General features: G+C 69.9%; 13 protein-coding genes. 7 read left to right on the forward strand and 6 right to left on the reverse strand.

Annotated features, from left to right (window positions below):
* Positions 1-32 precede the first annotated feature (32 nt).
* From PUT80_RS24820 to PUT80_RS24840, 5 genes are read left to right on the forward strand one after another with little or no spacing between them, the layout of a single operon-like run.
* Positions 33-1,025 (forward strand): LacI family DNA-binding transcriptional regulator, encoded by a 993-nt coding sequence (locus tag PUT80_RS24820; RefSeq protein WP_275293662.1) that lies wholly within the window; start codon positions 33-35, stop codon positions 1,023-1,025.
* Between the two features lie 9 nt (positions 1,026-1,034).
* Positions 1,035-2,651 carry an FAD-dependent oxidoreductase gene (locus PUT80_RS24825; protein ID WP_275293663.1) on the forward strand — a complete coding sequence of 539 codons (1,617 nt, stop codon included), beginning with the start codon at positions 1,035-1,037 and terminating at the stop codon, positions 2,649-2,651.
* Between the two features lie 28 nt (positions 2,652-2,679).
* Complete coding sequence (locus PUT80_RS24830) at positions 2,680-4,812, forward strand: hydantoinase/oxoprolinase family protein (RefSeq protein ID WP_275293664.1); 2,133 nt, start codon at positions 2,680-2,682, stop codon at positions 4,810-4,812.
* Positions 4,809-5,321 carry a hypothetical protein gene (locus PUT80_RS24835; protein ID WP_275293665.1) on the forward strand — a complete coding sequence of 171 codons (513 nt, stop codon included), beginning with the start codon at positions 4,809-4,811 and terminating at the stop codon, positions 5,319-5,321. The genes PUT80_RS24830 and PUT80_RS24835 overlap by 4 nt, the downstream gene beginning before the upstream one ends.
* Positions 5,322-5,323: 2 nt before the next feature.
* Positions 5,324-6,595 carry a transporter gene (locus tag PUT80_RS24840; RefSeq protein WP_275293666.1) on the forward strand — a complete coding sequence of 424 codons (1,272 nt, stop codon included), beginning with the start codon at positions 5,324-5,326 and terminating at the stop codon, positions 6,593-6,595.
* Between the two features lies 1 nt (position 6,596).
* Here the strand turns inward: PUT80_RS24840 and PUT80_RS24845 are convergent, their stop codons facing one another.
* On the reverse strand, positions 6,597-7,361 hold the full coding sequence (locus tag PUT80_RS24845) for an SDR family NAD(P)-dependent oxidoreductase (protein WP_037813898.1): 765 nt from the start codon (positions 7,359-7,361) through the stop codon (positions 6,597-6,599).
* Positions 7,362-7,462: 101 nt separating this feature from the next.
* Here PUT80_RS24845 and PUT80_RS24850 point away from each other — a divergent pair, with 101 nt between their 5' ends.
* Entirely contained in the window at positions 7,463-8,302 is an 840-nt protein-coding gene (locus PUT80_RS24850) for a helix-turn-helix transcriptional regulator (protein ID WP_037813897.1), read from the forward strand.
* Here PUT80_RS24850 and PUT80_RS24855 read toward each other — a convergent pair.
* Positions 8,299-8,676: a helix-turn-helix domain-containing protein gene (locus PUT80_RS24855; RefSeq protein ID WP_037813896.1), complete on the reverse strand. Its 378-nt coding sequence runs from the start codon at positions 8,674-8,676 to the stop codon at positions 8,299-8,301. The two genes, PUT80_RS24850 and PUT80_RS24855, sit on opposite strands and share 4 nt — an antisense overlap.
* A gap of 89 nt (positions 8,677-8,765) precedes the next feature.
* Here PUT80_RS24855 and PUT80_RS24860 point away from each other — a divergent pair, with 89 nt between their 5' ends.
* Positions 8,766-9,608, forward strand: coding sequence for an NAD(P)H-binding protein (locus PUT80_RS24860; protein WP_037813894.1), 843 nt, complete (start codon positions 8,766-8,768; stop codon positions 9,606-9,608).
* Here PUT80_RS24860 and PUT80_RS24865 read toward each other — a convergent pair whose 3' ends face one another.
* The 4 genes from PUT80_RS24865 to PUT80_RS24880 form a co-directional block, all read right to left on the reverse strand.
* Complete coding sequence (locus tag PUT80_RS24865) at positions 9,609-10,157, reverse strand: phosphoribosyltransferase family protein (RefSeq protein WP_037813891.1); 549 nt, start codon at positions 10,155-10,157, stop codon at positions 9,609-9,611.
* 40 nt (positions 10,158-10,197) lie between these two features.
* Positions 10,198-11,067 (reverse strand): SAM-dependent methyltransferase, encoded by an 870-nt coding sequence (locus PUT80_RS24870; protein WP_275293667.1) that lies wholly within the window; start codon positions 11,065-11,067, stop codon positions 10,198-10,200.
* A 32-nt stretch (positions 11,068-11,099) separates the two neighbouring features.
* Complete coding sequence (locus PUT80_RS24875) at positions 11,100-11,978, reverse strand: helix-turn-helix transcriptional regulator (protein ID WP_240690629.1); 879 nt, start codon at positions 11,976-11,978, stop codon at positions 11,100-11,102.
* Positions 11,979-12,118: 140 nt separating this feature from the next.
* On the reverse strand, positions 12,119-12,334 hold the full coding sequence (locus PUT80_RS24880) for a DUF397 domain-containing protein (protein WP_275293669.1): 216 nt from the start codon (positions 12,332-12,334) through the stop codon (positions 12,119-12,121).
* Between the last annotated feature and the right edge of the window lie 295 nt (positions 12,335-12,629).

A 12,629-nucleotide genomic window follows, 5' to 3' on the forward strand; every position in this document is an offset into this window, starting at 1 on the left:
TAATCCGCATTAGCGCTCCTCGGAGGTGAACCGTGCCCGGCCGCAACCGCATGCCTCGCCAAGCCGACATCGCCCGCATCGCCGGGGTGTCCCAGGCGACGGTTTCGGTCGTGCTGGCGGGCAACCGGACCGTGCGGATGGCCGAGTCGACCCGCAGCCGGGTGCTGCGGGTGGCCGAGGAACTGGGCTACGTGCCGAATCCGGCGGCCACCCGGCTCGCGTCGGCGCGGGCGAATCTGCTCGGGCTGTACACCTTCCGCACGGCGTTCCCGACCGACGAGGCCGACGCGTACCACCCGATTCTCTCCGGCGTCGAGGAGGAAGCCGCGGCGCTGGGCCAGGATCTGATCCTGTTCACCGGAACGAGCGGGCCGCACGCGCGGCAGGAGGAGGCGATCCGCCGCACACGGATGGCCGACGGCTGCTTGTTTTTCGGCAGGCACGTTCCGGAGGGACCGGTTTCGCGGCTGATGGCGTCCGGGTTCCCGTTGGTCTACATCGGACGCCGGCCGGAGCTGGACGGACAGATCCCGTACATCGGCGCGGATTACGTCACCGCTTCGGCGCAAGTGCTGGAGCGGCTGATCGGCCTCGGCCACCGGGAAATCCGGTACGTCCGGGAGGCGGACGAGGCACCGTCCTCTGAAGACCGTCAGCTCGGCGTGCTGCGCGCGGCACCGGACACGAAGATCGTCCGGCTCAACGGAAAGCCGGTTCCGATCCGGGAATGGCTCGAAGAAGGCGTCACGGCGGTGGTCGTGGAAGGAACCGACACCGGCGCCGCACACCGTGCGGTGCGGGCCGCGATCGACCAGGCCGGACTGTCCACTCCGGACGACCTGTCCCTCGCGGTGCTGGGCGGGACGGCGGGGACGAGCGGATTCGAGGTCCCGATGCGGGAGATGGGCCGGTTGGCCGTGCGCCTGCTCGTGGACCTCGTCACCGAGAAGACGACCACGCGGCAGCAGCTGCTGTGGTGCCCACCGGTGGCCGGCGAGGACGTCGGCGCACCACGATCCGGTTAGGACAGAGCAATGGCTGAACTCGGCACGGAGATCCTCGTCGCGGGCGGCGGGGTGGGCGGCGTCGCCGCCGCGCTGGCCGCCGCGTCGGCAGGACACCGCGTCGTGCTGACCGAGGAGACCGACTGGCTCGGCGGCCAGTTCACCGCGCAGGCGGTGCCCCCGGACGAGAATCCCTGGATCGAACAGTTCGGCGGCACCGCGACGTATCGCCGGTTCCGCGAAGGGGTGCGCGACTACTACCGGCGGCACTATCCGTTGCGGGCCGAAGCGGCCGCACTGACCGAGTTGAATCCCGGTGCGGGCCGGGTCAGCAAGCTGTGCCACGAGCCGCGCGTCGCGCTCGCGGTGCTGGAATCGATGCTGGCCCCGCATCGCTCGTCCGGCCGGCTGACTGTCCTTTTGCGACACCGGCCGGTCGCGGCGGACGTCACCGGCGACCGTGTCGAGGCGGTCACCTTCGAAGGGCCGGACGGGAACCGCACGACGGTTCGCGCCGAGTACACATTGGACGCCACCGAAAACGGCGACCTCTTGCCCCTCACCGGAACCGAGTTCGCGATCGGGGCCGAAGCGCAGTCCGAGCACGGCGAACCGCACGCGCCGGAGCAGGCCGACCCGGGCAACCTCCAGGGCATCACCTACTGCTTCGCGCTGTCCCATCACGCGGGCGAGGACCACACGATCGACCGGCCGGAACTGTACGGCGTCTGGAGCGAATACCAGCCGGACTTCTGGCCCGGTCCGCTGCTCGGGTTCCTCGCCCCGGATCCCCGGTCGCTGGAGCCGGTGCCGCGGACCTTCGACCCGAACCCGGAGACGGATCCGCTCGCGGTGAGCGCCGACCAGAGCGCCGACGCCGGGGACAAGGAATTGTGGGGCTTCCGGCGGATCCTCGCCCGCAAACTGCACCAGCCGGGCGCGTTCGATTCCGACCTCACCCTGGTCAACTGGCCGCTCAACGACTACTGGCTGCGGCCCGCGCTGGAGATCGACGGGGTCACGACCGCCGCGGACGTGGCCCGCGCGCACTACGAGGCGAAACAGCTTTCGCTGTCGGTGCTGTATTGGCTCCAGACCGAGGCGCCACGGCTGGACGGCGGCACCGGTTTCCCCGGCCTGAAGCTGCGCCCGGATGTGGTCGGCACCGACGACGGGCTGGCGAAGTCCGCGTACGTGCGCGAAGCGAGGCGGATCCGGGCGGTCACCACGGTCGTCGAACAGGACGTGTCGCTCGACATCCTCGGCCCGACCGGCCGCAAGCGGCGCGAGGATTCGGTCGGGGTCGGCAGTTACCGGATCGACCTCCACCCGTCGACCGCCGGGGACAGTTACCTCGACGTGCCGAGCGTCCCGTTTGAACTGCCGCTGGGCGCGCTGCTGCCGCAACGGATGCGCAACCTGTTGCCCGCGGGCAAAAACCTCGGCACCACGCACATCACCAACGGCTGTCACCGGTTGCATCCGGTGGAGTGGAACGTCGGCGAGGTCGCCGGCCGCCTCGCCGGGTTCGCGCTGCGCGAAGGGCTGCAGCCGCACCAAATCCGCGAGGACCGGTTCGACGAGTTCGCCCGCGTGCTGGACCGCGCCGGGGTCGAACGGCGCTGGCCCGACGTCCGCGGCTACTGATCACGATTTCCCTCAGGAGGTGCGGACAATGGCGTTCCATCCCGGCCCCGTGCGCGTCGGAATCGACGTCGGCGGCACGTTCACCGACGCCGTCGCCGTCGACGCGCGGACGTTCGAACTGCTCGGCCAGGTGAAAGTGCCGACCAGTCACGACCACGAAGACGGCGTCGCCCACGGCATTCTCGAAGCGCTGGAGAAACTGCGGGCGGAGGTCGGCGCGGAGGACGTGTCGTTCCTCGCGCACGGCACCACCCAGGCGACGAACGCGTTGCTGGAAGGCGACGTCGCCACCGTCGGCATCGCCGGCGTGGGCACCGGTTTCGACGCGTTCGCCACCCGGCGGCTCACTGCGCTCGGCAAAATGGAATTGGCTCCCGGGCGGCGGATGCCGGTGCGGTTCGCCCCGGTCGCCGACCTCTCGGCGGCTGGGGACGCGGTCGACGACCTGGTGAAACAGGGTGCCGAGGTGATCGTCGCCGTCGAACCGTTCAGTGTGGACGATCCCGAGGGCGAGCAGGCGGTGACAGCCGCGGCGAGGGAACGCGGAGTCCTCGCGACGGCTACGCATGAGATCACCGGGCTGTACGGGCTGACCAAACGAGCCCGGACGGCGGTGCTGAACGCCGGGATCATGCCGCGGATGGTGTCCACCGCGGACGTGGTCGAGGCCAGTGTGCAGCGGGCCGGGATCACTGCGCCGCTGATGGTCGTGCGCGGTGACGGCGGGGTGATGTCGCTGCCGGAGATGCGTCGCCGTCCGTTGCTGACGGCGTTGTCCGGCCCGGCCGCCGGCGTGGCCGGCGCGTTGATGGGGGAGAAGGTCAGCGAGGGCGTTTTCCTGGAAACAGGCGGAACTTCCACGGACATCAGCGTGATCCGGCGTGGTCGCGTCCAAGTGCGGCACGCACATCTCGGCGGGCACGAGACGTACCTGCCCGCGCTCGATGTGCGGACGGTCGGCATCGGCGGCGGCTCGCTGATCCGGTTCTCCGGGCGCGCGGTGACCGAGGTCGGGCCCCGCAGCGCGCACATCGCGGGACTGCCGTACGCGTGTTTCGAGCCGGCTTCCGCGTTGGCGGGGGCGAAGCTGGTCACGGTGTCGCCGAGGCCGGACGACCCGTCGGATTACGTCGCACTGGAGCTGTCCGGCGGTCGTCGCTGCGCGCTGACGCTCACTTGCGCGGCCAACGCGCTTGGCGTGGTCCCGGATGACGCCTATGCGCGCGCCGAGCGTGAATCGGCACGGTTGGCGATGGAACCGCTGGCCGCGGCGCTGGGGGTGCCGGTCGACGAGGCCGCACGGACGGTGCTGGAGCAGGCGGTCAAACCGGTCCGGACGGTCGTGGACGGACTGGTCGCCGAATACCGGCTGAACCGGCCGACGCTCGTCGGCGGCGGTGGCGGAGCGGCGGCAGTCACGCCGTTCCTCGGCGCGCAATCCTCCCACGACTGGCGGATCGCCGCGCACGCCGAAGTGATCAGCCCGCTCGGTGCGGCGCTCGCGCTGGTGCGGGAATCGGTGGAACGGATCGTGCCGAGTCCGTCCAATGCGGACATTCTCGCCGTGCGCACCGAAGCGGAATCCGCCGTCGTGGCCCAAGGTGCGGATCCCGCGGGCGTCGAAGTGGACGTGACGGTGGACCCGCAGCGCAACCTGGTGCGTGCGATCGCCACCGGGGCAACCGAACTGCGCACCAAGGATCGAGCCTCCACTGTGGACGAAGCAGCGGTACGAGCCGAGGTCGCGCGCAGCATCGGGGTCCAGCCGGGCGAAGTGCGGGAACTGGACGGCACCGCGCAGCACCGCGTCTTCGGCGCGAAAGCGCGGCGTGCGGGATTCCTCGGGCGGTTCGCCCGGTCCGTCGAGCAGGTGCGCGTGGTCGACGGCGAGGGGGTGATCCGGTTGCACGGCACCGGCTCAGTCATCGAGCACACGGACGCCGGCTCCGCGCAAGCCCGCCTGGCGACGCTGGCCGACCAGCACACCCGTTACGGCGACGGCGGGTCCCAGGCGCCGGCGGTGTGGTTGCTGGTCGGGCCGAAGATCGCGGACCTGTCCGGCGTGCTCGACCGGGACCAGCTGGTCGCGCTGGCCGGAGCCGAGGTCAAAACCCGAGCGGCGGACGAGCCGGTCGTCCTGATCCTGGAGGACCGCCGGTGAACACCGATCTGGACCTGGCCGTCGACCTGCTGCGCGCGACGCCCACCCACGAGAACCGCAGCGAGGACCAGCTCCGCGAATGGGCCGCGATCGCCCTCGCCTACGGCGACGAACTGGCCGCCGGAACGGACGAAGACGTGCACGTCGTGGAGCGCGAGGGAGGGGTCCGCCGCGACGAGATCCTGGTCGCCGAACACCACGGAGGCACCGTCACGGTGTATACGGATTCCTTGACCCGACTGGCAAAACTCGCCGCTGAGCACGGGTATCAAGTCTCTCGCGAAGCGTTGCGAAAGGCTGCCGTCGCCCACGAGACGGCCCACCACCGCCTCGACGTCCGCGAGCTGAACCGGCGGCTCGGCCACACCGCGCTCCGGCTCGGCCCGTTCCGCGTGCGCGGCCACGTCGCCGGGGCCGAAGAGATCGCCGCACACCGCTTCGCCCACCGCCGCAGCGGCTTGAACGTCAGCCCGCTGCTGCTCACCACCGCACTCGCGGGAGGGAACTGACCATGGGTATCGCGATTCTGGTCCTGATGGCGGTCGGGGTGGTGCTGATGCTCACCCGGGTGCTGCCGACGGCGTTCGCGCTGGTGTTCCTCGCGATCGGCATCTCGCTGCTCGCCGGCGCGCCGCTGGCCGAGGGGAAGAACAGCATCCTCGCCGGCGTCCTGCAAACCGGTGCCGCGGCGTTGGCGTCCACGATGATCGCCGTCCTGCTCGGCTCGTGGCTCGGCACGCTGATGGACGAAACCGGCATCGCCGACACGCTGGTGCGCAAGATCGTCGAATTCGGCGGCGAACGGCCGTCTGTGGTGGCGCTCGGCGTGTTCGCGGTGTCGATCCTGTGCGGCAGCATCACCGGCTCGGCCCCCGCCGCGATGCTCGCCGGGGTGGTCGGCATCCCGGCGATGATCGCGGTCGGCGTGCGCCCGGTCGCCGCGGGCGGCACCGTCCTGATGGGCATTTCCGCGGGCTCGCCGCTGGAACTCCCGGTGTGGCAGTTCCTCTCCGACGCACTGGGCGCGCCGGTCGCCGACGTCAAATCCATCATGATCAAACTGTTCCCGATGGCGCTGATAGTCGGCATCGTCTACGTCCTCGTCCAGACCCGCCGCGGCGCGCGGCACGCGTGGGCGGTGAAGCTCGACCGGCCGAAGGCACGCGTCCGACGTGGCGACGCGCCCTGGTACGCGCTGCTCACCCCGTTGCTGCCGATCGTGCTGGCGCTCGGGTTCGCGGTGCCGATCGTCCCGTCGTTGCTGGCCGGCGTGCTGTACGGGCTGGTCGCCACCACGAAATGGGGCGAGCTGAACGGCCGCGCGCTGCGTTCGCTGTACAAGGCGTTCGACGTCGCCGCCCCGCCGATCGCGCTGTTCGTCGCGATCGGGATGCTGCTCGCGGCGGTGAAACTTCCCGGCGCCAAGAACGCGCTGACGCCGATCGTCTCGGCGATCAGCCCGTCCGGCGCGGTCTGGTTCGTGGTGGTCTTCGTGCTTCTCGTGCCGCTGTGCCTGTTCCGCGGGCCGCTCAACGTGTTCGGCCTCGGCGCGGGCGTGGCGGGCGTGCTGGTGACCGGCGGCATCTACCCGCTGTCCGCCGTGGTCGGGCTGATGGCGTCGTACAACCAGGTGTTCGGCGTGTCCGACCCGACCAGCACCCAGACGGTGTGGGCCGCCCAGTACTCCGGCGTGCGCCCGGAGCGGGCGATGGCCTCGACGCTGCCCTACACCTGGGTGGTCGCGCTCGGCGGCATGGTGCTCACCGCCGTGCTGTACCTGTGAGTCACTTCCCGTGCGGGTCCGCGGCGTTGAGCATCGCCACCACCTGGTGGTAGTCGCCGCGGGCCTCGCCGTGCCGGAGGAATTTGACGTTCTCGACCTGGATCTCGGTCGCGTCCGGCTGGGTTTCGAGCAGCGTCATGACCTCGGCGACGAAGGCGTCCAGCGGCATCGCGAACTCGCTTTCCTCCTGGCCGGGCAGGAGCGCGGTGCGCACGGACGGCGGCTCCAACTCGACGACCTTCACCGAGGTGTCGGCCAGTTGCAGCCGCAGCGATTCGCTGAGCATGTGGATCGCGGCCTTCGACGCGTTGTAGCTCGGCGTGGCCTTCAGCGGCGCGAAGGCGAGGCCGGACGAAACGGTCAGGATGGTGGCGTCCGGACGCGTTTGCAGGTGCTCGACGAACGCGGCGATGAGCCGGATCGGGCCGAGGACGTTGGTGGTCACGGTGGCTTCCGCGCTGTCCACAAAGGACTCCGGGTGGTGCCAGTCCTCGACGCGCATGATGCCTGCCATCGGCACGAGCACGTTGAGGTCCGGATGCTTCGCGAGCACCTCCTTGGCCGCGGCTTCGATGCTCGCCGGATCGGTGGTGTCGATCTGGACGGTGTCGAGACCGGGGTGTTCGGCGGCGATCTGCGCGAGCAGTTCGGTGCGCCGCCCGCCGACGATGACGGTGTTGCCCTTCGCCCGCAGTTCGAGGGCGAGAGCGAGGCCGATGCCGCTGGTCGAGCCGGGGATGAAGACGGTGTTTCCGGTGATGTTCATGCCACTGAGTTTCGGCCGGCCGGCGTCGCGGCGGCAGAGAGCGCATATCGGGGGATCGGCGGTCCCTGGCTGAGGCGCCGGACCGAGCCGATACTGGACCCATGGATCGAGCTGAGCTGGCTGCCTTCCTCCGCAGCCGTCGCGAGGGATTGCGGCCCGAGGACGTCGGGCTGCCCGCGGGCGCGCGGCGGCGGGCGGCGGGACTGCGGCGGGAGGAGGTCGCGGCGCTGGCGGCGATGTCCACCGACTACTACACGCGGCTGGAGCAGCAACGTGGACCGCAGCCGAGCGAGCAGATGCTGGCCTCGCTGGCGAGGGCGTTGCGGCTCACCGACGACGAGCGCGACTACCTGTTCCACCTCGCGGGCCGCAACGCACCATCGCCGATCGTCGCGGCCACGCACGTCGCGCCCGCGCTGATGCGGGTCCTCGACCGGCTGTCGGACACGCCCGCGCTCATCCTGTCGAACCTCGGCGAAGTGCTGGTGCAGAACCGGTTCGCGGAGGCGTTGTACGGGGACCGCTCGCAGTACACGGGTCTGGCGCGCAGCGAGATCTACCGGTGGTTCACCGACCCGGACGAGCGGCTCGTCTATCCGGCGCACGACCGGGACCGGCAAAGCCGCGCGCTGGTGGCGAACCTGCGGGTCGTGCACGGGTCGATGGGGCCGCGCTCGCGAGCGGGCGAACTGGTGCGCGCGTTGACCCGCGAGAGCCCGGAGTTCGCGCGAATCTGGGAAGAACACCAAGTGGCGAAACGGTTCGAGGACCACAAGGTGCTCGTGCATCCGCAGCTCGGCGAGATCGAGGTGGACTGCCAGGTGCTGTTCACCGAGGACCAGTCGCAGGCGTTGCTCGTGCTGACCGCGCCGCCGCGCAGCGCGGCGTTCGAGAAGATCCAGCTGCTCGGCGTGCTGGGGAACGAGCAGTTCGCCGGTTAACGCGGAAGCGGGCCGGTGTAGGCGTCGCGGGCCTTCTCGACGGCGGGCAGATGCTCGTCGGTCCATTCGGCGAGCGCGGCGAAAACCGGCGACAGGCTCCGGCCGAGTTCGGTGATCTCGTACTCGACGCGCGGCGGCACCTCGGCGTAGTAGTGCCGCTCCACCAAGCCGTCGCGCTCGAGCTGCCGAAGCCGTTGCGTGAGGACCTTCCCGGTCGCGCCGAGCCGCCGTTCCAGTTCGCCGAACCGCACCGGACCGGATTGGCTGAGCGTCCACAGGATCGGGGTCGTCCACCGGCTGAACAGCAGGTCGACGGCAGGGCTGATCCGGCACGCGGCGAGCGGATCGGCCCCGGTCTGCGCGGTGGTGGTCATGCGGCTCCAATACTTTCCCTGGGGAACCTACTGTACGGCGGCTTTTAGCCTCGCTGTGTCGCTTTCGACCCCTAGCTGAGGAGCAAGTCATGATCGTCGTCACCGGCGCCACGGGCAACGTCGGCCGCCTGCTGGTCGAGTCCCTGACCGAAGCCGGGCACGCCGTGACCGCCGTTTCCCGCGGCGTGACGTCCCCGCCGCCGTCGCGGCCCGGCGTGACCCCGATGGTCGCGGACCTGGCGGACGCCGGCAGCCTGGCCCCTGCGCTGAAGGGCGCGGACGCGCTGTTTCTGCTGGTCTCCGGCGCGGGCGCGCACGTCGACGGGGAAGCTGTCCTGCGGGCGGCGGCCGACGCTGGCGTCTCGCGGGTCGTCCTGCAGTCGTCGCAGGCCGCGGGAACCCGGCCGGAAGCGGTTTCGCACGCGCCGCTCGCCGCGTTGGAAGAGGCGGTGCGGTCTTCCGGTCTGGAGTGGACAGTCCTTCGCCCCGGCGGGTTCACCACCAACACTTTCGCGTGGATCCCGACGATTCGGGCCCAGCGCAAGGTTTTCTCGCCGTTCGGCGACGTCGCGCTCCCAGCCGTGGACCCGCTCGACATCGCCGAAGTCGCCGCGGCCGCGCTGACCGGAGGCGGTCATGCCGGACAGACTTATGTCCTTACTGGACCGGAGGCGACGAGCCCGCGACAGCGCGCGGAGATCCTCGGCGCGGCCCTCGGCGAGCCGCTGGAATTCGTCGAACTTGACCGTGCGCAGGCACGCGAGCAGATGGTGCAGCAGATGCCGGAACCGGTCGCCGACGGCACGCTCGACATCCTGGGCCAGCCGCTTCCGGAGGAGCTCCGCAGTAGCCCCGATGTCGAGAAGGTGCTCGGCCGTCCGGCGACCTCGTTCGCTTCCTGGGCGAGCCGCAGCGTCGACGCGTTCCGGTGATCAGAAGTCGCGCGAGTGCAGGAGGGAGCGCACGCGGAGTTGCCGGCGGGGCTCGTGGCGACGCAGCCCGTCGACGACCACGGCGACGCCGATCCACGTCGCCCCGGCGTCGGCGACCAGGGCTTGTGCGGCGAAGGCTTGGCCGCCGGTGTCGATCCAGTCGTCCACGAACAGCGCACGGTCGCCCGCTTGGAGCAGACTGCGGCGGAAGCCGAGCCGCAGGTGCCGGTCCTGGTAATCCGGCGGCGAGGTGCGCTGGAACCACCGGTCGGAATCGCAGGTCGGGTACCGGTTCTTGCGCACCTCGACGAAGCCCGCGCCGAATTCCACCGCGACCAGCGGACCGAGCAGGCACCCGCGGGATTCGGGGCCCAGCACGACATTCGGCTGCTCGTCGGCGAACAGCGCGGCGAGCGCCGGACCCAGTTCGCGCAGCAGTCCGGGCGCACGCCACCACCCCGTCGGGTCGGGGAAGCGGTGGCGGTCCGGCCCGTCCCCGAGCAAGACGGTGGCTTCGCGGATCCGGTCCGCCACAGTGCTCGTGCGCATGCGTCGATGGTCGCAGCGGCGTCCGCCCGAAGCGAGCGAATTACGGCTTGCGCGCCGCTCCGGCCAGGATCACCGAATGCGCCGGCGTCTCGAACTCCACCTGCGGCGCGCCCTCGCCGGACTCCTCCGGATGCCACGACGGCGTCCAGGTGAGCCCCGGTTCGAGCATCTCGAACGACCCGAACAGCGCCTGGATCTCCTCGCGCGAACGCCAGATCACCGGGCTGCTCGACCGGTCGTACAGCTGCTTCAGTTCGACCAGCCCGGCGTCCACGTCGGGGGGAACGCCCTGGTCGGTGATGTGCGAGATGCCGAGGAACGAGCCGGGGGCGAGCAGATCGCGGTACCGCGCGACGATGGACGGCCCGAGGTCCTCGGTGCCGCCGCTGTCCTCGGCGGGCGGCTGCTGGACGTGCAGCACCGCGATCAGCAGCAGCGCGAGCGGTTTCTCGACGTCGATCACGCCGGTCGCCGCGATCTGCTCCCACAGCCGTTCCGGATCGCGCATGTCGGCGTGGATCACCGCATGCCGGTCGAGGTCGCCCGCCTCGCGCAGCAGGGTTTCCGAATGCGCGACCGCGACCGGTTCGTAGTCGACGTAGCAGACGTGGCTCTCGCCCGGCGCGAGTTCGTCGGCGACCTGGTGCGCGTGGCCCATGGTCGGCACGCCGGAGCCGATGTCGACGAACTGCCGCACGCCCTTTTTGACGAGGTGCCGCACGAGCCGGTGCAGGAACAGCCGGTTGGCCTTCGCGATGGGGCGGATCAGCGGGAACTCGCGGATCACCTCGTCGGCGAAGTCCCGGTCGATCGTCCAGTTCGTGGTGCCGCCGAGGTAGTAGTCGTACACCCGCGCGACGCTCGGGTGGTCGAGGTCGACCCCGGGAGGCGGGAAGGGTTCGTCGGCCACCGGTGGCTGTTCCTTTCGTTCGGGACTGCGGGTCAGCGGACGGGCGTCGCGCAGCGGCTCGCCCATTCCTTCAGGTACTGCAGGGACTGGTCGCGCGACAGGGTGGCGGCGAGCTGCGCTTCCCACGACTCCTCGTAGGAGGCGAACTCGTCCTGGCCCTGCGGCACGGTGATCAGCTTGACTTTGCTTTCCTGGTAAGCGAAATCGGGCAGGTCGGGATGGCCGAAGCGGAGGATGGTGAAGTCCTCGTCCGGGTAGGCGGCCGCGTCGCGCGGGAGGATCCGGACCTCGGCGAAGGGATGCGTTTCGACGATCCGGATCATGTGCTCGAGCTGATCGGTGGCGATGCTGGCCTTGGTGCCGTAGACGAGTTTCTCGATGCAGCTGTACTCCAGCATGAAGACCGTCCGCGGACCCGGGCAGGCGTCGAAAAGCCGTTGCCGCGCCTTGCGTTCGGCGACCCGGTCGGTGACCCGTTCCTGGCGGCTGGCCTGGAACTGCGCGAGCATGTAATACTCCGATTGGAGCAGTCCCGGGATGCGATTCCCGGTCCAGCTGAGGATTTCCGCCGCCGCCTGCTCGCGTTCGAGGATCTCGCGGAACCACTGCGGCGTGATCATCCTCCGCTCGGCGCGGCGCGCGGAAGGATCGTTGGCCTGGTTGAGCTCCCGCAGCTGATCGGCCTCGGCGGGCGGGACGGCCAGCACCTCGATGATCCGCTCGAGGTCGTCGGGCCGGGTGCCCGCCTTGCCGGACTCGATCTTCTGGATCTTGGGCTGCTTGCAGCCGATCCCGTCGGCGAGGTCGACCTGGGTCAGCCCGCGAGCGGTGCGCCACTTGAGGATCCGGGACCCCAGCCGGGAACGCTGGGTCCGCAGAGACGGCGGGGGCTGCCGGATCGGGGTGGTCACCAGGGGCTCCGTCATTTCGTCCAGGGGCCGATGTGAGAACCTCCGATGATAATGCGCCGACCCGGCGGGCAATACTCCGGGTCGGCGCCTTTTTCGCAAGGTTCCCGGCGTTTTCGGCAGAGCTGCGTTGTCGTGCCTGGTCAGCCGTCGAATTCCCCGCGCCGCACGGCCTCGACGAACCGCGCCCACTCGCCCCGGTCGAAGACCAGGACGGGAGAGTCGCCGATCTTGCTGTCCCGCACCCCGACCAGCCCGTGCTCGGCCAGGTTCACTTCGACACAGTTGCCGGAATTAGGCCCGCAAGCAGCGGGTTTCCGCCAGGCATGGTCCGGAAAGCGCGCCGCGGGCCCGGCCACCGGGGCGTGGGTCGGGTGCTGCTCGTGCTCGTGCGGGTCGTAGGCGTCCACTGCAACCCCTCGTTTTCTCGTTTTCGATGAGTGAATGGAATATTCCGCGAAGTACGGAATGTGTTCGGAATATTCCTGAGGGTAGTGGCCTGGTGGATCAATGGCGCGCTGTGCGGCGGGGATTTCACCTGAATGGACACTTCTCGTGCATTGGATGGTGCTTTCGCACGTGCAATTTCGGGTTGGTGTTGTGGATTTCGTTGTTGAGGTGGGGTGGGGGGTGCTTTTTTCGTGGTTTTTTGCG

The sequence above is a fragment of the Amycolatopsis sp. La24 genome, from assembly GCF_029087445.1.
In the GTDB taxonomy this organism is placed as follows: Bacteria; Actinomycetota; Actinomycetes; order Mycobacteriales; family Pseudonocardiaceae; genus Amycolatopsis; species Amycolatopsis nivea.